A 22,533-nucleotide genomic window follows, 5' to 3' on the forward strand; every position below is an offset into this window, starting at 1 on the left:
GGTGCGGCTATTGATGCATTTCGTGTTGCTGGGTTCTCGAAGCGCTTCGATGCTGTTGGGTGCTTCGGGTTTCGGGGGCCGTCACACTCGGGCGCCCGTTTGTGGGCTGGCTTCGGATGCCGCGCGGGCGACGACCGAGCCTCGGGTGACGTATCGGGGGGCGATGAGCTCGACGAGCTCGCCGGCGTCGCCGTGCTCGATGGACTCGACGAGCAACTCGATGGCGCGCTCGCAGGATTCCTCGGCGATGAGCGGGATCACGTCGAGGGGCGGAGCGAAGTCGCGAGTGCTGTAGTTGGCGCCGCCGGCGACCACCGAGACGGCACCCGGCACGTCGATGCCCCGTGACGTCAGCTCCGCCAGGATGGCGCGGGCCACCGGCTCGTTGCAGTTCAGCACGAGGCCGTCGAACTCGGGAAGCCGCTCGACGAGGGTCGCGACGGCCGAGCGTGTCGCGGCCCGGGTCTCCTCGGGGTAGACCTCGGCGTGGGCGACGCCACGTCGCTCGACGGCCTCGCCGAATCCTCGGCGAAATCGCAGCGGGAAGTTCGAGCCGCGCCCGTAGAGGCCCTCGGGGTGCCCGACGAGCCCGATACTCTGACGGCCGGCGTCGGCGAGCCGGTCGACCGCGAGCGCCGCCGCGGCCTCGAAGTCGAGGTCGACGCAGCGCAACCCCGTCGTGTCCTCGGGGATGCCGACGAACACCGAACGGGCGCCGAGCGAGCGCAACCGCTCGATGCGCTCGTCGTGCATGTCGAGGTCGAGCACCACGACCCCGTCGGCGAGCGCGCTCGAGGTGACGCGCTCGAGCCCCGCGGTGGCATCGTCTTGGACGAGCAGGAGTGTGTCGTAGTCGCGCGCCCTCGCCGCCTTCGTGACGGCCATCACGAAGCGCATGTGCGCCGGGTGATACGTGTCTTCATGCAGCGGCGCGGTGAGGGCGAGGATGTTCGTGCGGCTGCCGGCGAGCATTCTCGCACCGGCGTTCGCGCGATAGCCGAGCTCGGCGACCGCCGCATCGATGCGCCGCCGAGTGTCGGCGCCGATCGATCGCTTGCCGCTCAGCGCGTACGACACGGTGCTGATCGACACGCCGGCGGCCTTCGCCACCTCGTGGATGCTCGCCATCTCTACCTCACTGTGCGGGGGCGTTTGGTGAAACGCTTCGACTGCACCCCAATGGACTCTACGCAGAGGCCCGAGGCGACCGCAAGTTGGTTTGTCGTTTTTGTGAACAAAAGCACCATCGACCAGATGGCGTCGAGCTCAAGAATGAATCGATCTCCGCCAACATCCGTTGACATGTTTCGAAACATGGCGTCTCGGATGCGCGTTCCACCCTTTGCTTCGAAGCGCTTCGACCCCATACTGGAGCCGACCTCGTTTCCTCTCTCCACGGGATGCCCACATGACCCTCACCCCAGCCGTCGAATCCGGCGCCCGTTCGCACACGCTCGTGCCCGTCGAATCCGTCGCCCAGATCTCGAGCGCCCTGCGTGACGCCGACCCGACCCTCGACCCTCGGCTCGCCGCGCTCGCCCGCCAGGCCGCAGCCGACGGCACCGTGCTGCTGCGGAACGACCGTGTCCTGCCGTTCGGCCCCGACAGCCGGGTGGCCGTGTTCGGGCGCGTGCAGATGGACTGGTTCGCCGTGGGCTACGGTTCCGGCGGAGACGTCAAGGTCCCCTACGTGTGGAACCTGCTCGCCGGCCTGCGCGACGCCGGCGTGCGCGTCGACGACGAGGTCGCCGAGACATATGCGCGCTGGACGGCCGCGCACCGACCGGCGTCGTCGGAGGTGTGGGGGCGCTGGCCGCACCACCTGCCCGAGATGCCGATCGACGACGACTTCGCCGCCGCCGCCGCGGGGCGCAACGATGTCGCCCTCGTCGTCGTCGGTCGCGCCGCCGGCGAGGCCCGCGACAGCGTGCTCGAACCCGGCAGCTACTACATCACCGCCGCCGAGACCGACCTGCTCGATCGGGTCACCGCCGCCTTCGAGCGCACCGTGGTGGTCGTCGACGCGGGCAACGTCATGGATCTCGGATGGCTCGCCCGCTACGGCGACCGCATTGCCGGCGTCGTCTACGCCTGGCAGGGCGGCATGGAGGGCGCCCGTGCCGTCGCGGCCGTACTCGCCGGCGAGATCGCTCCGACCGGCCGCCTCACCGACACCATCGCCGAGGCGTACGAGGACTACCCCAGCGCCGGGCACTTCGGCGACGCCGACGCGACCGTCTACGCCGAGGACATCTTCGTCGGCTACCGGTACTTCGAGACGTTCGCGCCCGAGCGCGTGCTGTTCCCGTTCGGATTCGGCCTCGACTACGCCGAGTTCGAGCAGACCGTCATTCGCGCCACGACCGGCGCAGACCGCGTCGAGCTGGTGATCGAGGTCGCGAACGTCGGCGCGGTGCACTCCGGCCGCCAGACCGTGCAGGCATACGTCTCGAAGCCGGGCACGACACTGGCGCAACCAGCGCGCGAACTCGCCGGCTTCGCGAAGACCTCACTGCTCGCGCCCGGACAGCGCGAGCGCGTCACCGTCGCGATCGATCTCGCCGACCTCACGTCGTACGACGACGGCGGCTCGACCGGGCAGCGCTCGTGCTGGGTGCTCGAGCCCGGCGAATACCGCTTCTTCGTCGGCACCGACGTGCGCCGAGCGGCACCGGTCGCATCACTCACCCTCGACACGCTGCGCGTGGTGCGTCGCGTGCACGAAGCGGCCGCTGTCGACCCGACGACGCCGTTCCGCCGCATGATCGTGCAGCGCGATGTCGACGGCGGCGCCCTGGTCGGCTGGGAGGACGCGCCGGTCGCGACGGTCGACCGGCGCGAGCGGGTACTGGGCGATCTGCCCGCCGCCATCCCGCTCACCGGGGATCGCGGCATCGTCCTCGACGCGGTCGCCGCGGGCACCGCCTCGCTCGACGAGTTCGTCGCGCAACTGACGGTCGACGAGCTCGCACTGTTGTCTCGCGGCGACCTCACCATGGACAGCCCCCTCGGCACGCCCGGCAACGCGGGAGTGCTCGGAGGCATCTCGGAGTCGCTGCGCGCAAAGGGCGTGCGCCCCGTCACCGCCACCGACGGGCCGAGCGGCATCCGGCTGTCCGCGTTCGCCTCGCTGATTCCCTCGGGAACGGCGCTCGCCTCGACGTGGGATCCAGGACTCGTGCGAGAGCTCGCCGCCCTGCACGGGCAGGAGATGGTGCGCAAGGGCTCGGACGTGCTGCTCAGCCCCGGCATGAACATCCACCGAAACCCGCTCTGCGGGCGCAACTTCGAGTACTTCTCCGAGGATCCGCTGCTGACCGGACGGATGGCGGTCGCCGTCGTCGCCGGCGTGCAGTCGCAGGGCGTCGCGGCCTGTCCCAAGCACTTCGCCGCCAACAACCAGGAGGAGTCCCGTACCCGAAACGACTCACAGGTCTCGGAGCGTGCGCTGCGCGAGATCTACCTGCGCGGGTTCGAACTGTGCGTTCGCGAGGCGCGGCCCATGGCCATCATGACCTCGTACAACAAGGTCAACGGCGTGTGGTCGCACTACCACCACGACCTCGTCACGGCGGTGCTGCGGCACGAGTGGGGCTACGACGGCTGCGTGATCACCGACTGGTGGATGGAGTCCGCCGTCGACCCGGACTTCCCCGCGCTCGAGGACAACGCCTATCGGGTCCGCGCCCAGGTCGACGTGCTCATGCCGGGCGGAGTGAAGACCGAGGACGGGCCGGAGGCGTACGCCGATGACACCATCCAGGACTCGATCACGCGAGCCGATGGACTCACGCTCGGCGAACTCCAGCGGGGTGCGCGGAACGTGCTCCGACTCGTTCTGAGCCTCGCGCCGGTGATCGATGCCCGCACCGGCGAGGGAAGCGGAGCCGCACGATGAGCCGCACCGCCGCGACCGTGCCGGTCATCCCGGGGTTCCACCCCGACCCGAGCGTCTGCCGGGTCGGCGACGACTACTACCTGGCCAACTCCTCGTTCGAATACGTGCCTGCGGTGCCGATCTGGCATTCGCGGGATCTGGTGGCGTGGACGCAAGTGGGCAACGCGCTCGTGCGGGACGAGCAGTTCCCCGCTGCACGGGCAGGCGACAGCGGCGGCATCTACGCGCCGACGCTGCGCCACCATCGCGGACGCTTCTGGTTGATCACCTCCGACGTCGGGGATCCGCATGGCGGCCAGCGGCTGTTCCGGGCCGATGCGATCGAGGGGCCGTGGTCGGACGCGATCGAACTGTCCGAACTCCGGGGCATCGACCCCGACCTGTGCTTCACCGACGAGGGCGAATGCCTGGTCACCTACTGCTCGTGGACGGACGGCCCGTCGGCCGTCTGGCAGGCCGCCATCGACGCGGACACGGGTCGCGTGCTCGATCCCCCACGCCTGCTGTGGGGCGGCACCGAGCTCGGCCACACCGAAGCTCCGCACCTGTACCGCCGAGGCGATTGGTGGTACCTGGTGGTCGCGGAAGGCGGTACCGAGCGCGGCCACGGCGTGTCCGTCGCCCGGTCGCGGAGTCCGCGCGGGCCCTTCGAGTCGGCACCGCACAATCCGGTCTACACGCATCGGAGCACGGAGCGCCCCGTGCAGAACGTCGGACACGCCGACCTGGTCGAGCGGCCCGACGGCACCTGGGCGGCCGTCCACCTCGGCGTCCGGCCGCGCGGCATGACGCCCTCGTTCCATGTGAACGGCCGGGAGACGTTCCTCGCGGAAGTCGATTGGGTCGACGACTGGCCGGCGTTCCGGCCCTCCGACGCCATTCCGCCCGCAGGCGCCTGGGACGTCGACGACCGGTTCGATCGCCTGCATCCGCGCTGGGTTTCGCCGCGCGCTCGCATCGAGGACTTCGCCAGGCCGGTGCGCGGTGGCCTCGAGGTGCGCGACGCCGACGGCTCGGGCATATACGCCCGGCTCCAGGCGTTCCACTGGACCGCGGTGTTCGACGTCGACACCGCGAACGCCGATTCGATCGTGCACTCGGAGATACGGCTCGATGACCGGCACCGGGTCGGTGTACGGATCGCGGCCGGGACCGCCACGGCCCTGTGGACGGTCGGCGGCGCGGTGGTCGAGCTCGGCAGCGTCGACGCGACGCGCGGACGCGTGGAGATCGCATCCGTCGCATCCGCGACCGGTGGCCCCGACGACGTGGTGCTCACCGCGGACGGACGGTCGCTGGGGGCGATCGACGGCCGGTATCTCTCGACCGAGATCGCGGCCGGCTTCACGGGACGGGTCGCCGGTGTGCGCGTCGAGCGAGGCGTCGCCATCGTGCGCCGCATCGCGATCACCGAGTCGTGAAGTCCCGAATGAAGCCCCGACCCCGGCCTCGCCCCGGCACCTGTGAGAGCGCTCCGAGCGTTCTCGCGCCGTTATCGACAAGTTGTCAACGAGGGTTTGACGGATCGGGCTCGGCTGGTTATTGTCGAAGCGATTCGATTGTTGGAACACCGAACAAATTGCCGAACCACACACGATCACAAGGGAGTGACATGAATGGGTGCGTGAATACCCGACGAGCAACGGCGCGGCGGGCGACGACATGACCAGCCAGCTCGTGCTGCAGGAGGTCGCCGCGACCGAACTCGAGGAGAGCCCGGCGGCCGAGAAGGCGTCGCGCAAGCAGCGGCGTCAAGCCGGTGGCCGCCGTTCGATCGGGATGTTCCTGTGCATCGTGCCGTTCATGGTGCTGGTCTTCGTCTTCTCCTACTTCCCGCTCTACGGCTGGATCTACTCGCTGTTCGACTACCGGCCCGCCCTCGGGCTCTCCGGCAGCGAGTTCGTCGGACTGCAATGGTTCGAGCTCTTGGTCAGTTCGCCGACGCAGGTGGCTCAGATCGGGCAGGTGCTGCTCAACACCCTCGCCATCAGCTTCCTCGGCATCGCCACCTCGGTGCTCCCGCTGATCTTCGCGATCTTCCTCAACGAGGTGCGGGCGCCGTGGTTCCGCAACTCCGTGCAGACGTTGACCACGCTCCCGAACTTCATCTCCTGGGTGCTGGTCTACATGATCGCGTTCTCCCTGTTCTCCAGCTCCGGTCTGGTGAACAACGTCCTCAACGACGCAGGACTCATCACCCAGCCGCTCAAGTTCCTCGACACCGATCAGAACGTCTGGCTCACGATGACGCTCTGGGGCGTCTGGAAGGGGCTCGGCTGGGGTGCGATCATCTACCTCGCCGCGATCGCCGGCATCGACCAGTCGCTGTACGAGTCAGCGAAGATCGACGGCGCCGGCCGATTCCAGCTGATGCGGTACATCACCATCCCGCAGCTGATGCCGACCTACCTCGTGCTCCTTCTCCTGTCGGTCGCGAACCTGCTGAACAACGGAATGGAGCAGTACTTCGTGTTCCAGAACGCCTTCAACAAGGAGACCATCCAGGTTCTCGATCTGTACGTCTACAACATCGGAATCACGGGCAACAGCCTCTCGATGGCCACGGCGATCGGCATGCTGAAGAGCGTCATCTCGGTCGCTCTCCTGCTCACCGTCAACTGGATCGCCAAGCGCGTCCGTGGCCAGTCGATCGTCTGAGAAGGAGACACCCATGAGCAACACGACCTTCGGGGTACGCCGGCGCGGTGGCGGCGACATCATCTTCGCGATAACGAACTACTCGGTGTTCATCGCACTCGCGTTCCTGTGCGCCTACCCGTTCTACTTCCTGATCATCAACTCGATCAGCGCCAACGACGTCTCCGCCCTCGGGCAGGTGCGCTGGTTGCCGGTCGACGTCCACCTCGAGAACTACTCGCAGGTGCTGCAGCTGAACGGCCTGCCCATGGCGGCCATCGTCAGCATCGCGCGCACCGCGATCGGCACCCTGGCCGCCGTGCTCGCCTCCGCCTTCCTCGGCTTCATGTTCTCGCAGAGCAAGATGTGGGGTCGGCAGTTCTGGTACCGGTTCGTGATCATCACCATGTACTTCAGCGCCGGACTCATCCCGGTGTTCATCGTGATGAAGACCCTCGGCCTCACCAACAACTTCTGGGTGTACGTCGTGCCGTTCATCGTGCAGCCGTTCTTCATCATCCTGGTGAAGACGTACGTCGAGGCGATGCCGGAGTCGCTCCAGGAGGCCGCCGAGATGGACGGCGCGAACATCGTGCAGATCTTCTTCCGCATCTTCCTGCCGAACATGACGCCGATCCTCGCGACGGTGGCCATCTTCTCGGCGGTCGCCCAGTGGAACTCCTTCCAGGACACCTTGATCTATGTGACCGATCAAAGTCTGTACACCCTGCAGTACCTGCTCTACATGTTCATCAACCAGGCCAACAGCCTGGCCCAGGCCGCGCAGAACTCCGGCGGCAACCTCTCCGGCATCATCACGGCGGCGACCACCCAGACGCCGACGTCGATCCGGATGACCGTCTCCGTGCTGGTCGTGCTGCCGATCATCTTCATCTATCCCCTGTTCCAGCGCTTCTTCGTGAAGGGCATCATGCTCGGCGCAGTCAAGGGCTGATCGCCGTCGGGCACAATCTCACAATCTGAAAGGAAAGCAATGAAGCTCCCTAAGAAGGCGGTCGCTGTAGCGTCCGCTCTGGCGATGGTCGGCCTGCTGACCTCGTGCATCGGCGGCGCCCCGGAGGCCGAACAAGCCACCATCTCCGAGTTCCCCGACAAGTGGGACGAGGAGATCACGGTCGACGTCTTCGACGAACTCGCGAACTACATGGGCATTCAGGAGGGCTGGTTCGGCGACCTCGTGAAGAAGAAGTTCAACATGAAGCTGAACATCATCGCCCCGAACGTCGCCGGCGGCGGCGACACCCTCTACAACACCCGCGTCTCAGCCGGCAACCTCGGTGACCTCATCGTCACCGCCAAGGGGAAGAAGCTCAACGAGCTCGTCGAAGGCGGCCTGGTGCTGGACAGCGCGCCGTTCTACCCTGCGATGAAGAACGTCGAGAAGTTCGACACCGCGGTCACGCATCTCAACGATGGCAAAGACGGCGTGTACGCCTTCCCGACGTCGGTGTCGTCGATCAAGCCGACCGAGCCCTCGGAGGGGATCGACCCGACCTTCGGGCCGTATCTTCGCTGGGACCTCTACAAGCAGCTCGGCTATCCGGAGCTGAACACCCTCGAGGACCTCCTTCCCGTGCTGAAGGACATGCAGGACCTCGAGCCCACCGCTCCCAACGGCGCCAGGGTCTACGCCATCTCCCTGTTCAAGGACTGGGACGGCAACATGATGGTCACGGCGAAGCAGCCGACCACGTTCTACGGCTACGACGAGCGCGGCTTCGTGCTGGCGAAGGCGGACGGCTCGGACTACCAGAGCATCCTCGACGACGACGGCGAGTACCTGCGCACGCTGAAGTTCTACTACGAGGCCAACCAGCTCGGGCTGGTCGACCCCGAGTCGACGACGCAGAACTACGACACCATGTGGTCCAAGGTCCAGAACGGGCAGGTGCTGTTCTCCTGGTGGCCGTGGCTCGGCCAGGCCGCATACAACACCGACGCCAACACCCAGGCCGGCAAGGGCTTCCAGATCGCCCCGCTCAAGGACATGAAGGTGTTCGCGTACGGAGCCGAGGCGTACGGCGCAGAGCCGGTCATCACGATCGGCTCGAAGGCGAAGGATCCCGAGCGCATCGCCGCGTTCATCGACTGGCTGTACTCGCCGGAAGGCACTTACGCCAACAACAGCCAGACCATGGGGGCCGCGGGTCCGCAGGGTCTCACCTGGGATCTCGACGACTCCGGCCAGCCGGCGCTCACCGAGCTCGGCCAGCAGGCCTTCATCGGCGGTGAGGCCGAGGTTCCGGCCGAGTGGGGTGGCGGCAGCTACATCGACGGCGGATCGACGCTCAACGTGTCGGCTGTCCTTCCGGCCGACGTCGACAAGGAGACTGGACTGCCGTTCAACTACAAGACGTGGCCGACGTACCAGGAACTGGTGAAGACGCCGCTCTCGGAGGACTGGAAGGCCAAGATGGGCGACGCGCCGACCACGATGGACTACCTGAAGGACAACGATCAGCTGCTCGTTGCGCCCGGTGCCAGCTACACGCCGCCGACCGACCCATCGGAGATCGAGACGCTGCGCAACCAGGTCAAGGCCGTGATTGTCCAGTACTCATGGAAGATGTCCTTCGCCGCCAGCGAAGCGGAATTCGACCAGCTGAAGGGCCAGCTGCAGGAGGAGGCCGAGGGCCTGGGCTACGACAAGGTTCTCGAGTTCGACATGGAGTCCGCCAAGGCGCAGAACGAGGCGCGCGAGAAGGTGGCCGAGAAACTCGGCTGATCTCCGCGTGAAGCAGAACACCCCCGGACTTGCGTCCGGGGGTGTTCTGCGTGCGAGGCGGGTGTGTTCGGTGTTGCTCAGGGGCCGACGGGATCTTCTGCGGCCCTGGATGGCGGATGAGGCCGCAGAGCCTGCGTCGCCGGGAGCCGAGGCAGCCTGCCGGCTGGCTGCGTGAGAGCGCTCCAACGTTATCGAGGCGTTATCGACAAAGCTTTGACGAATCCGGCTCGGACTGGATATTGTCGAAGCGATTCGATTGTTGCAACATCGAACAAATTCGAACCGCACAATCATCACAAAGGAGTGACATGAGCGGGCGCTTGAATACCCGGACTCCCCCCGGTGGTGTACGTTCTGCCGTTCATCGTGCAGCCGTTCTTCGTATGTCCCGGGGATGCTGGGGTCATCTTCTCCGCAGTCGCCCAGTGGAATCCCTTCCAGGACACCTTGATCTTCATGAGCGATCGAAGTCGGACACTCGGAGCACACCTGCGGCCGATCATCTCATCTATCCCCTGTTCCAAGCGCTTCTTCGTGAAGGGCATCATGCTCGGCGCGGTCAAGGGCTGACTGCCTCCGGGCACAATCTGAAAGGAAAGCAATGAAGCTCCCAAAGAAAGCGGTCGCGATTGCGTCCGCTCTGGCGATGGTCGGCCTGCTGACCTCGTGCATCGGCGGCGCCCCAGAGGAACGCGCCGCCATTTCCGAGTTCCCCGACAAGTGGGACGAGGAGATCACGATCGATGTCTTCGACGGGGTCGCGAACTACATGGGCATCCAAGAGGGATGGTTCGGCGAACTCGTGAAGAAGAAGTTCAACATGAAGCTGAACTTCATCGCCCCGAACATCGCCGGCGGTGGCGACACCCTGTACAACACGCGTGTCTCGGCCGGCAACCTCGGCGACCTCATCGTCATCGACAAGGGGATGAAGCTCGACGAGCTCGTCCAGGGCGGCCTGGTGCTGGACAGCACGCCGTTCTACCCGGCGATGACCAACGTCGAGAAGTTCGACACCGCGGTCACGCATCTCAACGAGGGCAAGGACGGCATCTTCGCCTTCCCGACGATGATGTCGTCGATCAAGCCCACCGAACCCGATGGGGGGGTCGACCCGTCGTTCGGGCCGTATCTTCGCTGGGATCTGTACAAGCAGCTCGGCTATCCGGAGTTGAACACGCTCGAGGATATCCTTCCGGTGCTGAAGCAGATGCAGGACCTCGAGCCCACGGCTCCGAACGGCGCCAAGGTCTATGCCCTCTCGCTGTTCAAGGACTGGGACAGCAACGGGATCGTCACGGCGAAGCAGCCGGCGGCGTTCTACGGCTATGAGGACATGGGCTTCGCTGTGGCCAAGGCGGATGGTTCGGATTACCACGCGCTCCTCGACGACGACAGCGAGTACCTGCGCGCGCTGAAGTTCTATCACGAGGCCAACAAGCTCGGCCTCATCGACCCCGAGTCGACGACGCAGAACTACGACACCATGTTCTCGAAGGTGCAGAACGGGCAGGTGCTGTTCTCCTGGTGGCCGTGGCTCGGACAGTCCGCGTACAACAACGACGCCAACACCCAGGCCGGAAAGGGCTTCGAGATCGTCCCGCTCAAGGACATGAACGTGCTGACTTTCGGTGCCGAGGTATACGGCGGAGCGCAGACCTTCGCGATCGGCTCGAAGGCGAAGGACCCCGAGCGCATCGCCGCGTTCATCGACTGGCTGTACTCGCCGGAGGGGCGCCACGCCAACGACGGCAAGGTCATGGCAGCCGCAGGTCCGAAGGGTCTCACCTGGGAGCTGGACGACTCCGGCCAGCCCGCGCTGACCGAGCTCGGCAGGAAGATCTTCATCGGGGGCGATGCCGAGGTTCCCGCCGAGTGGGGCGGTGGCAGCTTCGTCGACGGGGGGTCTCAGATGAACGTGTCGGCGGTTCTCCCGGCCGACATCGACAAGGAGACCGGCCTGCCCTTCAGCTACAGGACCTGGCCGACGTATCAGGCGCTCGTGGAGACGCCGCTCTCGGCGGACTGGAAGGCCAAGATGGGCGGCGCGCCGACCACGATGGACTACCTGAGGGACAACGACCAGCTGCTCGTCGCGACCGGTGCCAGCTACACCACGCCGACGGACTCCTCGGAGATCCAGACCCTGCGCAAGCAGGTCGAACCGATCGTCGTTCAGTACTCCTGGAAGATGGTGTTCGCCAGCACCGACGCCGAGTTCGACCAGCTGAAGGCCGACATGCAGGAAGAGGCGAAGGGCCTGGGGTACGACAAGGTCCTCGAGGTCGACCTCGAGCGCGCCAAGGAGCGCAACGAGGAGCGCGAGAAGGTGGCCAAGGAATTCGGCTGATCCCGCGCACGTAAAGGCAGAAGACCCCCGGACATGCCGTCCGGGGGTCTTCTTCGTGTTCGGTGGATGTCGATGGTGTTGCAGGCTCCGACGAGATGCCTGCGGCCCAAGACGTCGGGCCACGGGATCTCGTGGAAGCTACGGACGGTGCCGTGCGAAGGCGCTGCGGAAGAGGAAAGCGGCGGCGTACGCGCCGACCGAGAAGCCTATGGTTCCCATGATCACCAGGAACGGCGGGAAGAGCACGCTGATGCACACGAGCGCCACCGGGATCATCACCAGGCCGAACGTGCGCACGGGTTCTGCGGCGGCGAGCAGCATGGCGTTCTTCAGGGTGCGGCGGATGCCGTCGTCGAAGGTCGCCACAAGTGCCATGGCGTAGAGGAACGCGGCGAAGAGGAAGACGGCGGCGAGTGCGGCGATCACGCCGGCGGCGGTGCCCAGCGCCGTGGGCGTGGACATCCAGAACACGGCGCTGAACGCCAGCAGCGCGATCGGTACCAGCAGCGCGAGGGCGGTGAGCGCACCGCGGCGGAAGTTGCGCATGAACGCGGGGAAGAAGTCGGCCACAGGCCGGCCGGTCTCGTCGTCGGAATAGCGGATGGCGACCTCGAACAGCGCGCTCGTCGCGGCGCCGATCGTGACGATCGGAACGCACGAGACGAGGTACATCAGATTCAATGCGACGAACTCGATGAACGTCGACAGCCCCTGCACCGAGCGGCTGTTCGGGTCGATCCTCATCGGCCGGTGACCTCCGCCCGCTCGGGCGCGATCGCGCCGCGCGACGAGGCGAGAACCGCTGGCAGCAGGCGCACCTTCGGCGTGCTCTCACCGGCGAGCAGCGCGATGATCGCCTGCGTGGCGGCGATTCCGAGCCCCTCGGCCGGCAGGTCGATGCTGTCGACCAGGGTGGGCACGGTGCGCGCGATGTCGGCCGGGCAGAGGGCGATCGCCTCCAGACCGTCGATCGTCGCGGCGCGCGCCGCGACGTGGGCCAGTGCACCCTCGTTGTGGATGAACAGTCCCGTCACATCGGGATGCTCGGCGAGCACGGCGTTCAGCACCCGGACCGACTCGTGCGTGGTCGGGCACTGATGCACCGTCGCCGGGACGTCGTGCTCCGCGCACGCGGCGAGGAACCCGCGGGAGAGTCGTTCGGCGTAGGAGGTGTGCCGGTCGATCACCTCGCGCGGCGAGCCGAGCAGGGCCACCCGGAGGTGGCCCAGCGCGATCAGCCGCTCGGCCGCCATGCGGCCGGCGGCCTCGAAGTCGAAGTCGACGCAGGTCAGCTCCTCAGCACCACGGGGCAGGCCGACCAGCACGCTCGGGGCGGCGAGTTCACGCAGCGTGGCGATGCGGGGATCGTCGGACTCGACATCCATCAGCAGCAGCGCATCGACCATCGAGGCGCCGGTCGCCCGGTGCAGGCCCTCGGCGTCGTCGCTGGTCAGCAGCAGGATGTCGTAGTGGTGCACCCGTGCCTCGCGCACGATGCCGGCGACGATCTCCATGACGACGTGCACGTCGACTCCGGAGCGCAGCGGTGCCTGCAGGCCGATCACGTTCGTGGATCGCGACGCGAGAGACCGGGCGCTCGCGTGCGGTCGGTACTCGAGTGCGTCGATCGCGCGCTCGACGCGTTCCTTCGTGTCCTGCGAGATCGTTCTCTTGCCGCTCATCACGTATGAGACGGTCGAGATGGAGACCCCGGCGGCCTGTGCGACGTCTGCGATGGTCACCATCGGTTCCCCCTCGGTTCTCTGTGAGCGGGCGGTCCTGCGGTGAGGACGACGGATCGGATGCCGATCACCGGCCCGCTCATCTCTATTGTGGTGTGCCGGTCGCTGCGAAGCCGCAGGTTCGCGACCTCGCCGCGCTCCCAGTCGATGTCGACGTTCAGCCACAGCCGCTCGGCGCCGGTGCGGCCCTGACAGGATGCCCCGCGCACGCCGTTGCCCACCGGGAAGGCGTCGGTCGACCGCGCGGCCGTGCAATCGGAACGCAGCACGTGAAGGCCTTCGCGAAGCATCGTGGACATCGGCACGTGGCTAGTATATGGTCTCGTTGTTGAAGCGCTTCGACAATCGCAACGATGAGAGAGAAAATGTCGATGGAGACACCTGCCACCGGCGTGTTCGGGACCTTGACGGCCGAACGCGGCATCCTGTTCGGCGGCGACTACAACCCCGAGCAGTGGGAGCCGTCGGTCTGGCGGGAAGACGTCGAGCTGATGCAGCAGGCCGGCGTCAACCTGGTCACGGTCGGCGTCTTCAGCTGGGCGCGCATCGAGCCGTCCCCCGGCGTGCGCGACTTCGCCTGGCTCGATGAGGTGCTCGACCTGCTGCACTCCGCCGGCATCGCCGTCGACCTCGCCACGCCCACCGCGTCGCCGCCGCCCTGGCTCGGGGTGCGGTATCCCGAGACCCTGCCCGTCGACCCCGACGGCGTGCGCCTCGTCGCCGGTTCGCGCAACCAGTTCTCCCCCGCCTCGAGGGTCTATCGCGAGCACGCGCTCGCGATCACGCGCGACCTCGCTGCGAGGTACGCCGATCATCCGGCCGTGCACATGTGGCACGTCGGCAACGAATTCGGACAACTCGACTACGGCGACGAGGCCGCCCGCGAGTTCCGCAGCTGGCTGCGCGCTCGCTACGGCACCGTCGAGCAGCTCAACGAGGCCTGGGCGACGACCTTCTGGTCGCAGCGATACGACGACTTCGAGGAGATCATGCCTCCGCGGCGCATGCCGTACCTCGTCAATCCGACGCAGTCCGTCGACTTCCGTCGGTACACCTCCGACCAGCTGCTGCGCTGCTACGTCGAACTCCGCGACGCGATCAGGGACGCCGGCGCGAGGCATCCGATCACGACGAACTTCATGGGGCTGTTCGAGCACGTCGACTACCGGTCATGGGCCGGCGAGGTCGACGTCATCGCCGACGACCAGTACCCCGACCCCACCGACCCGGACTCACCCGCCGACTACGCCCTCGTGCAAGATCTGATGCGTTCCCTCGGCGGCGGTCGCCCCTGGATGCTCATGGAGCAGGCCGCCACCATGTCGTGGCGGCCGCACAACGTGCCGAAGTCGCCCGCGCGCGCCCGGCTCGACTCGCTGCAGGCCGTCGCGCGCGGCGCCGACGGCATCTGCTACTTCCAGTGGCGCCAGTCCCGCGCGGGGTCGGAACGCTTCCACTCCGGGATGCTGCCCCACGCCGGCGCCGATACCGAGGTCTTCGCCGGGATCTGCCGGCAGGGCGCCGAGCTGCACGCGCTGCGCGAGGTGGTCGGCACCGCGGTATCCGCCGACGTCGCACTGCTCTTCGACTGGACGAGCTGGTGGGCCGGGCAGACACAGGGCCGGCCCACCGATCGGCTCTCCACCCTCGAGCAACTCAGGCGCTGGTATCGCGAATTGTGGCGACGCGGCATCTCCGCGGACATCGTCGCGCCGGGTGCCGACCTCTCGGCCTACCGCGCGATCCTCGTGCCGCACAGCTACGTGATCGAGCCGGCCGCCGCCAGGGCACTGCACGAGGCCGTCGCCGCCGGCGCTCAGCTGGCGATCGGCCCGTTCAGCGGCGTCGCCGACGCACGGGGTCACATCCTGCAGGGCAGATCACCCGTGCTGCTGCGCGAGCTCGTCGGCGTGAGCGGCGAGGAATGGTGCCCGCTGCCCGGCACGACGCCGATTCGCGCCGCGGCGGGCTGGACTCCCGACGGCGAGCTCGCGGCTTCGATCATCGCGGAGAAGCTGCGCGCCGACGGCGCCGAGGTCCGCGCGACGTTCGCGACCGGCCTCCTCGCCGGCCGTCCCGCGGTCACCCGGAACGCGGTCGGGAACGGCGTCGCCTGGTACGTCGGTGCTGTGCCGTCCGACGACCTGCTGTCGGCGGTGCTGCACGAGGTGCTCGCACACGCCGGGGTGCGCGGCGCCCTGCAGTCGTCTGCCGACGCACACGACTCGCCGGCCGATACGCGCGACGAGTTCCTCCCGCCAGGCCTCCAGGCGGTGCGTCGCGGCTCGCTCCTGTTCCTGCTGAACCACGGGGACGAACCCGTCTCGGTCGCCGTGCCGGCTGGCGCGGTCGACCTCCTGACCGATGAGCGCACCGGAGCCACCGTCGTCGTGGCACCCGAAGACGCGAGAGTACTGAGCGAAAGGCGAACGGCGTGAACTTCACGGATGAATACGTTGACGAGACCGGGCATGACGCCCCTGCCCGCGGCGTGATGACGGGCGATGCGTTCCGCGACCCGAGCAGGCCGGTCGCCGAGCGCGCCGGCGACCTGCTCGGCCGCCTGACCCGCGAGGAGCGGATTGCGATGCTGCACCAGGTTGCGCCCGCGATCGAGCGGCTCGGGATCGCCGAGTTCCATACCGGCTGCGAGGCGCTGCACGGTGTGGCGTGGCTCGGCACGGCGACGGTGTTCCCCCAGCCGGTGGGCCTGGCCGCCTCGTGGGATGCCGACCTCCTCCGTCGGGTCGGCGAGGTCGTCTCCACCGAGGTCCGCGCGAAGAAGGCCGCCGACCCGTTGGTCAGCCTCAACGCGTGGGCGCCCGTCGTGAACACCCTGCGTCATCCCGCCTGGGGACGCAACGAGGAGGGATACGCCGAGGACCCGCACCTGACGGCCCACCTGGCGACCGGGTACTGCCGTGGCATGCGTGGCGACCACGAGCGGGTCTGGCGCACGGTGCCGGCACTCAAGCACTTCCTCGCCTACAACAACGAGACCGACCGCTCGGCCACCTCGTCGGAGATGTCGCTGCGCACGCTGCACGAAGAGGAGTTGCCGGCGTTCCGCGAACCCATCGAGGCGGGCGTGGCCGGCGGCATGATGCTCGCCTACAACCGCGTGAACGGCACACCAGCGCATACGCAGCCGGAGTTGGTGGCTGAGGCGCGCAGCTGGTCGGACGAATCGCTGGCGGTCGTCTCGGATGCCGGTGCGCCGTCGTTCCTCGTCAACATCCAGCGCGCGCAACCCGATCACGTGCACGGCGCCGCGGCATTGGTGCGGTCGGGCGTCGACTCGTTCACCGACGACGGCGCGAACGCCGTGCCCACCATCAACAACGTGACCGCTGCGCTCGAGGCCGGCCTGCTCGACGAGGACGACGTCGACCGGGCCGTGCTGCGGCTGCTCGAACTGCGGGTGCGCACGGGCGAGTTCGATGCCGACGACGACCCGTATGCGGCGATGGGGCCCGACGCGATCGGTCTCCCGGCGGCCCGCGAGCTGGCCCGGGAGGCCGTCGGTCGCTCGGTGGTCGTGCTGCGCAATGACCGGCGTACGCTGCCACTGCGCCCGCCCGCGTCGATCGCGGTGGTCGGGCCCATGGCCGACGCCGTGTTCACCGACTGGTACTCGGGCACGCCGCCGTACTCCGTCGGACTGGCCTCCGCGCTCGCGGAGCGCTTCCCCGACGCTGCCGTCGAGGTCGTCTCCGGTGCCGACACGGTCGCACTGCGCGCCGCCTCGAACGGCCGGTACGTCGTCGCCGACGAAGCCGGCGCCGTCGTCGAGGCGGCGGGCGACGGCGAGTCGGCGGCATCGCTGTTCGACGTCGTCGACTGGGGCGACGGCATCCTGACGCTGCGCTCGCATGCGAGCGGTGGCCTGCTCACGGGCGGGTCCTGGCCGATGCGGGCCGACGCCTCCCGGGTCGGCGGCTGGGTCGTGCAGGAGAGCTTCCTCCGCCACGTGCACGAAGACGGCACGTGGTCGCTGCTGCACCGCGGTTCCGGCCGCTGGGTGCGGGTGGTGCGCGATGCCGGCTTGCTCGTCGCCGAAGCGGTGACCCTCGCCGAAGCGGAGCGATTCGACGTGCGCACCGTGCGGAGCGGACTCGACGCGGTGGCGGATGCCGCGGCCGCGGCCGACGTTGTGATCGTCGCCGTCGGCAACGATCCGCACCTCTCCGGCCGTGAGACGGAGGACCGCCCGCATCTCATGCTGCCCGACGCGGCGGTCGACGTGTGGCGGGCCGCCAGCGGGTCCTCAGAGCAGGCGGTGCTCGTGATCGTGTCGAGCTATCCATACGTGCTCGGCGACGCCGATGACGCGGCGACGATCGTGTGGAGCAGCCACGGCGGTCAGGAGCTCGGGCACGGGCTCGTCGACGTGCTGTCGGGCGACCGGGAGCCCGAGGGACGCCTCACGCAGTCGTGGCCCGCCAACCCGGCGCAGGCCGGCGACCTGTTCGACTACGACACGCTCCGCCAGCAGGCAACGTATCGGCACCGGCCCGGCCGGGCGGCCTTCGCGTTCGGGCACGGGCTGACCTACTCGAGCGTCGCCTACGAACGCGTCGAGCTCGTCGACGCAGAAACGACGCCGCCGGCGCCGACGCACCGGCATCCCGCCCTCGCCGCCGCGCCGGGCGATCGCGACGTTCGCGCACTCGTCACCGTGCGCAATCTCGGCGACCGGGTGGCCGAGGAACTCGTGCAGCTCTACGCGCTGCCCGACCCGGCACTGCCCCTGGCTGCTCCGCGCCGCCTGCTCGTGGCCTTCGAGCGCGTGCGCCTGGAGCCCGGCGAGGTGCGCGTGGTCGAGCTCGGGTTCGCGGTCGAGCGGCTCGCCGTGTGGGACGACGAGATGCGCATCGCCGGCGCGCCCGACGACTGGGTGCACGCCGGGGCCCTGCGGGTGCAGCCGGGTGCGTACCGGATCGCCGCGGGTCCCTCGTGCGACGACCTGGCGGTGTCGGAGGTCCTGTACGTGGTCCCTCCGCGCTGACGACGCGATCCGCGCGCAGGGCCAGGGCTTGCCACCGTCGGCTTGCATCCACCCCTCGAGCAAGGTTATGTTGATCTTGCCAACAAATCACCGAAGACGCTGAAAGGCGGATCTCCATGGCCACCGCGCCCACCCGCGACGACAAATTCTCATTCGGCCTCTGGACCGTCGGCTACAACGGCACCGACCCGTTCGGCGGCCCCACGCGCGAGGCGCTCGACGTCGTGCACGTCGTCGAGAAGCTCTCCGAGCTCGGCGCCTACGGCCTCACCTTCCACGACGACGACCTGTTCGCCTTCGGTTCGACGGATGCCGCGCGACAGACCCAGATCGACCGGCTGAAGCAGGCCCTCGCCGACACCGGCGTCATCGTGCCGATGGTCACGACGAACCTCTTCAGCGCACCCGTCTTCAAGGACGGCGGGTTCACGTCGAACGACCGCGCCGTGCGCCGTTTCGCCTTGCGCAAGGTGCTCCGCAACATCGATCTCGCCGCCGAGCTCGGCGCGAAGACCTTCGTCATGTGGGGCGGCCGCGAGGGCGCCGAGTACGACGCGGCGAAAGACATCCGCCAGGCGCTCGAGCGCTATCGCGAGGCCGTGAACCTGCTCGGCGACTACGTCACCGACAAGGGCTACGACCTCCGCTTCGCGATCGAGCCGAAGCCCAACGAGCCGCGCGGCGACATCCTGCTGCCGACGGTGGGCCACGCGCTCGCGTTCATCGACTCGCTCGAGCGACCCGAGCTCGTGGGGCTCAACCCCGAGGTCGGTCACGAGCAGATGGCGGGCCTCAACTTCGCCGCCGGCATCGCGCAGGCGCTCTACCACGACAAGCTCTTCCACATCGACCTCAACGGCCAGCGCGGCATCAAGTACGACCAGGACCTCGTGTTCGGACACGGCGACCTGCACAACGCCTTCGCGCTCGTTGACCTGCTCGAGTTCGGCGGCCCCGACGGCGGCCAGACCTACACCGGTCCCCGCCACTTCGACTACAAGCCGAGCCGCACCGAAGACGAGGCCGGCGTCTGGGACTCGGCCGCCGCGAACATGCACACCTACCTGCTGCTGAAGGAGCGCGCCGCGGCCTTCCGCGCCGACCCCGAGGTGCAGGAGGCGCTCGAGGCCGCGAAGGTCTTCGAGCTCGGCCAGCCGACGCTCAACGAGGGCGAGTCCTACGACGACCTGCTCGCCGACCGCAGCGCATTCGAGGACTTCGATACGGCGGCGTACCTCGGCGGTCACGGCTTCGGCTTCGTGCGGTTGCAGCAGCTCGCGACCGAGCACCTGCTGGGCGCGAGGCGCTAGCGTGCCGCTCGTCGCCGGCGTCGACTCATCGACGCAGTCGTGCAAGGTCGTCGTGCGCGACGCCACGACCGGTGCGCTCGTTCGCACCGGTCGGGCGCCGCACCCCGACGGCACCGAGGTTGATCCCGAGCACTGGTGGGTCGCGCTCCAGGCCGCGATCGACGACGCGGGCGGGCTCGCCGACGTCGCCGCGGTCTCGATCGCCGGGCAGCAGCACGGCATGGTCGCGCTCGACGCATCGGGCCGGGTCATCCGCCCCGCGCTCCTCTGGAACGACACGCGCAGCGCCGATGCCGCCGCGGCCCTCACCGAGGAGCTCGGCGCCGCCGAGTACGCGCGGCGCACGGGTCTCGTGCCGGTCGCCTCGTTCACCGCGACGAAGCTGCGCTGGCTCCGCGACCGCGAACCCGAGAACGCCGAGCGCGTCGCAGCAGTCGCCCTCCCCCACGATTGGATCACGTGGCGGCTTCGGGGTTACGGCCCCTCGGATGCCCCGGATGCCCCACTCGGCCCCGACCTCGACGCACTCACGACCGACCGGTCCGACGCGTCGGGCACTGCCTACTGGAACCCCGAGACCGGCGAGGTGGACGCCGAGCTCCTCGACCTCGCGCTCGGCCGCACGCCCCGCACTCCTCGAGTGCTCGGTCCCGCCGAAGCGGCCGGACGCACGCCGGCCGGAGCGCTCGTCGCGGCCGGCGCCGGCGACAACGCCGCCGCTGCGCTCGGGCTCGGCGCTGGCCAGGGCGACGCCGTCGTGTCGATCGGCACGAGCGGCACGGTCTTCGCGGTCACCGGGCGACCGGTGCACGATCCGACGGGCGCCGTCGCCGGGTTCGCCGACGCGAGCGGCGCCTTCCTCCCCCTGGTGGCGACCCTGAACGCGGCGCGCGTGCTCGGCTCGATCGCGTCCCTCCTCGGCGTCGACGCCGACGAGCTCGCGACCCTCGCGCTCGCCGCCGAATCGGGCGCCGACGGGCTCGTGCTCGTGCCGTGGTTCGAGGGCGAGCGCTCCCCCGACGTGCCGAACGCCCGCGCCCAGCTCAGCGGCATGTCGCTCGCCTCCACGACCCGCGAGAACCTCGCACGAGCGGCGGTCGAGGGCATGCTCTGCGCACTCGCCGACGGGCTCGACGGCATCCGTCGCGCGGGTGTCGTGGTCGAGCGCGTGCTCCTCATCGGCGGCGCTGCCGCGAATCCCGCGGTCCGCGAGATCGCGGGCCGTGTCTTCGACGTCACCGTCGACGTGCCCGAGCCATCCGAGTACGTCGCCGACGGCGCCGCACGCCAAGCCGCCTGGGCGCTCAGCGGGGCACTCCCCGCGTGGTCGGCCGAAATCGCGACATCGGTGCCCGCGCGCCCAGATGGCGCGCTGCGGGAACGCTACCGCGACGCCGCAGACGCACTCGCGGCGCGCGCCGGCTCGCGGGCCTGAGCTCAGGCGTCGAAGCGCACGTCGACGATCTCGCGGCCGATGTCGATCGACGCGACGAGCCTGGCCTCGGTGTCTTCGGGGGCGAGCCCGTACTCGAACTCGGCGAAGACCTCGCCGGGGCCGTCGGCGTCGGGCCGCAGGTCGACGCGCACGAGGCTCAGCGAGCGAAGCACGTCGATGTCGTGATCGCCCGAGTCGCGGTTGACCGCCGAGTGGGCGGCATCCGCCTCTTCGCCGTTCAGGATCGCCTCGAGGAAGCGCATCACCGCGCTGCCGCCCGAGTCGATCTGGTTCACGAATGACGAGCGCAGTTCGTCGTCGATGAGCTCGAGCTCGCCGACCATGCCGGCTGCGGCGTCGAGCGACGCCGTCGAGACCGTGTCGTCGTCGGCGTCGAGCACGACCTCGACGTCTTGGTCGCCGTACTCCTTGCGCTCCGACCAGTAGTCGCCGATGAGTCCGAAGTAGTCGTGTTCGATCGCCATGTCGTTCCTCTCCTGTCAGCCGACGAGCTTCTGCGCGAAGACGTGGGGGGTGAATCCCGTGAGATCGCCGATGCCCTCGCCCTGGCCGATGAGCTTGATCGGGAGCCCGGTCTTCTCCTGCACGGCGATCACGAAGCCGCCCTTCGCCGATCCGTCGAGCTTCGTGAGCACGAGCCCCGTAACGCCCGCGTGCAGGATGAACGCCTCGGCCTGCGCGAGTCCGTTCTGGCCCGTCGTGGCGTCGAGCACGAGCAGCACCTCGGAGATCGGCGCCTGCTTCTCGATGACGCGCTTGATCTTGCCGAGCTCGTCCATGAGCCCGCCCTTGGTCTGCAAGCGGCCTGCGGTGTCGATGATCACGATCTCGGTGCCGTCGCGCTTGGCCTGCTCCACGGTCTGGAAGGCGACGGATGCCGGGTCCTGGCCCTCGCGCTCGGGCCGCACCACCTGGGCCCCGGCGCGCTCGGCCCACGTCGCGAGCTGGTCGACCGCCGCGGCGCGGAACGTGTCGGCCGCACCGACCACGACGCTGCGGTCGTAGTTGCGCAGGAACTTCGCGAACTTGCCGATCGTCGTCGTCTTCCCGACGCCGTTGACACCGACGACGAGCACCACGGCGGGGCGCTCGGTGAGCTTCAGCGTGGGGTCGTACTTCGAGAGACGCTCCTCGATGAGCTCGCGCAGCATCCGTTGCACATCGCGAGGGTCGGTGGTCTTGAACCGCTCGACCTGTGCCCTGATCGACTCGACGATCTCCTCGGTGACGGCGGGACCGAAATCGGCCCGGATGAGCGCAGCCTCGAGGTCGTCCCACGTCTCGTCGTCGATCGTCTTGGCCCCGAAGACCCCGCGAAGGGCGGATCCGAGCGACCAGGATGCGCGTTCTGCCATACGTCCAGCCTAGGGCGCGGCGGCGGCTACA

General features: G+C 68.4%; 17 protein-coding genes. 11 read left to right on the forward strand and 6 right to left on the reverse strand.

Going from position 1 to position 22,533, the window contains the following annotated elements; all coding sequences use genetic code 11:
* Positions 1–81 precede the first annotated feature (81 nt).
* Positions 82–1,128, reverse strand: coding sequence for a LacI family DNA-binding transcriptional regulator (locus tag QFZ29_RS09760; RefSeq protein ID WP_306893929.1), 1,047 nt, complete (start codon positions 1,126–1,128; stop codon positions 82–84).
* A 280-nt stretch (positions 1,129–1,408) separates the two neighbouring features.
* Between QFZ29_RS09760 and QFZ29_RS09765 the strand changes: the two genes are divergently transcribed.
* From QFZ29_RS09765 to QFZ29_RS09795, 7 genes are all read left to right on the forward strand, one after another.
* Positions 1,409–3,898 carry a glycoside hydrolase family 3 N-terminal domain-containing protein gene (locus tag QFZ29_RS09765; RefSeq protein WP_306893930.1) on the forward strand — a complete coding sequence of 830 codons (2,490 nt, stop codon included), beginning with the start codon at positions 1,409–1,411 and terminating at the stop codon, positions 3,896–3,898.
* Positions 3,895–5,319: a glycoside hydrolase family 43 protein gene (locus QFZ29_RS09770; RefSeq protein ID WP_306893931.1), complete on the forward strand. Its 1,425-nt coding sequence runs from the start codon at positions 3,895–3,897 to the stop codon at positions 5,317–5,319. The genes QFZ29_RS09765 and QFZ29_RS09770 overlap by 4 nt, the downstream gene beginning before the upstream one ends.
* A gap of 199 nt (positions 5,320–5,518) precedes the next feature.
* Positions 5,519–6,556, forward strand: coding sequence for an ABC transporter permease (locus QFZ29_RS09775; protein WP_306893932.1), 1,038 nt, complete (start codon positions 5,519–5,521; stop codon positions 6,554–6,556).
* 13 nt (positions 6,557–6,569) lie between these two features.
* A complete protein-coding gene (locus QFZ29_RS09780) occupies positions 6,570–7,490 on the forward strand; it encodes a carbohydrate ABC transporter permease (protein ID WP_306893933.1) in 921 nt (306 codons plus the stop codon).
* Positions 7,491–7,529: 39 nt separating this feature from the next.
* Positions 7,530–9,281 (forward strand): ABC transporter substrate-binding protein, encoded by a 1,752-nt coding sequence (locus QFZ29_RS09785; RefSeq protein ID WP_306893934.1) that lies wholly within the window; start codon positions 7,530–7,532, stop codon positions 9,279–9,281.
* A gap of 342 nt (positions 9,282–9,623) precedes the next feature.
* The gene (locus QFZ29_RS09790; protein ID WP_306893935.1) at positions 9,624–9,851 is read left to right on the forward strand and encodes a hypothetical protein; all 228 of its coding nucleotides are present in this window, start codon (positions 9,624–9,626) and stop codon (positions 9,849–9,851) included.
* Between the two features lie 31 nt (positions 9,852–9,882).
* Positions 9,883–11,631, forward strand: coding sequence for an extracellular solute-binding protein (locus QFZ29_RS09795; protein WP_306893936.1), 1,749 nt, complete (start codon positions 9,883–9,885; stop codon positions 11,629–11,631).
* Positions 11,632–11,769: 138 nt separating this feature from the next.
* On the opposite strand, the gene QFZ29_RS09800 is transcribed toward QFZ29_RS09795, so the two are convergent.
* Genes QFZ29_RS09800 through QFZ29_RS09810 form a run of 3 tightly spaced genes read right to left on the reverse strand, consistent with a single transcriptional unit; the run spans position 11,770 to position 13,672 of the window.
* Positions 11,770–12,375 (reverse strand): YesL family protein, encoded by a 606-nt coding sequence (locus QFZ29_RS09800; RefSeq protein WP_306893937.1) that lies wholly within the window; start codon positions 12,373–12,375, stop codon positions 11,770–11,772.
* Positions 12,372–13,376 (reverse strand): LacI family DNA-binding transcriptional regulator, encoded by a 1,005-nt coding sequence (locus tag QFZ29_RS09805; protein WP_306893938.1) that lies wholly within the window; start codon positions 13,374–13,376, stop codon positions 12,372–12,374. Before QFZ29_RS09805 ends, QFZ29_RS09800 begins: the two co-directional genes overlap by 4 nt.
* Positions 13,370–13,672 carry a glycoside hydrolase N-terminal domain-containing protein gene (locus QFZ29_RS09810; protein ID WP_373426267.1) on the reverse strand — a complete coding sequence of 101 codons (303 nt, stop codon included), beginning with the start codon at positions 13,670–13,672 and terminating at the stop codon, positions 13,370–13,372. The genes QFZ29_RS09805 and QFZ29_RS09810 overlap by 7 nt, the downstream gene beginning before the upstream one ends.
* 72 nt (positions 13,673–13,744) lie before the next feature.
* Between QFZ29_RS09810 and QFZ29_RS09815 the strand changes: the two genes are divergently transcribed.
* From QFZ29_RS09815 to QFZ29_RS09830, 4 genes are all read left to right on the forward strand, one after another.
* On the forward strand, positions 13,745–15,811 hold the full coding sequence (locus QFZ29_RS09815; RefSeq protein WP_306893940.1) for a beta-galactosidase: 2,067 nt from the start codon (positions 13,745–13,747) through the stop codon (positions 15,809–15,811).
* The gene (locus QFZ29_RS09820) at positions 15,808–18,381 is read left to right on the forward strand and encodes a glycoside hydrolase family 3 C-terminal domain-containing protein (protein WP_306893941.1); all 2,574 of its coding nucleotides are present in this window, start codon (positions 15,808–15,810) and stop codon (positions 18,379–18,381) included. The genes QFZ29_RS09815 and QFZ29_RS09820 overlap by 4 nt, the downstream gene beginning before the upstream one ends.
* A 116-nt stretch (positions 18,382–18,497) precedes the next feature.
* Positions 18,498–19,691: a xylose isomerase gene (xylA, locus tag QFZ29_RS09825; protein ID WP_306893942.1), complete on the forward strand. Its 1,194-nt coding sequence runs from the start codon at positions 18,498–18,500 to the stop codon at positions 19,689–19,691.
* 1 nt (position 19,692) lies between these two features.
* Positions 19,693–21,126: a xylulokinase gene (locus tag QFZ29_RS09830; RefSeq protein WP_306893943.1), complete on the forward strand. Its 1,434-nt coding sequence runs from the start codon at positions 19,693–19,695 to the stop codon at positions 21,124–21,126.
* A gap of 2 nt (positions 21,127–21,128) precedes the next feature.
* Here the strand turns inward: QFZ29_RS09830 and QFZ29_RS09835 are convergent, their stop codons facing one another.
* Both QFZ29_RS09835 and ftsY read right to left on the reverse strand, forming a co-directional pair.
* Positions 21,129–21,611 carry a DUF2004 domain-containing protein gene (locus QFZ29_RS09835; RefSeq protein ID WP_306893944.1) on the reverse strand — a complete coding sequence of 161 codons (483 nt, stop codon included), beginning with the start codon at positions 21,609–21,611 and terminating at the stop codon, positions 21,129–21,131.
* Between the two features lie 15 nt (positions 21,612–21,626).
* Positions 21,627–22,502, reverse strand: a complete 876-nt coding sequence (ftsY, locus tag QFZ29_RS09840) for a signal recognition particle-docking protein FtsY (RefSeq protein ID WP_306893945.1) — start codon at positions 22,500–22,502, stop codon at positions 21,627–21,629.
* Positions 22,503–22,533 lie beyond the last annotated feature (31 nt).

The organism is Agromyces albus (assembly GCF_030815405.1).
In the GTDB taxonomy this organism is placed as follows: Bacteria; Actinomycetota; Actinomycetes; order Actinomycetales; family Microbacteriaceae; genus Agromyces; species Agromyces albus_A.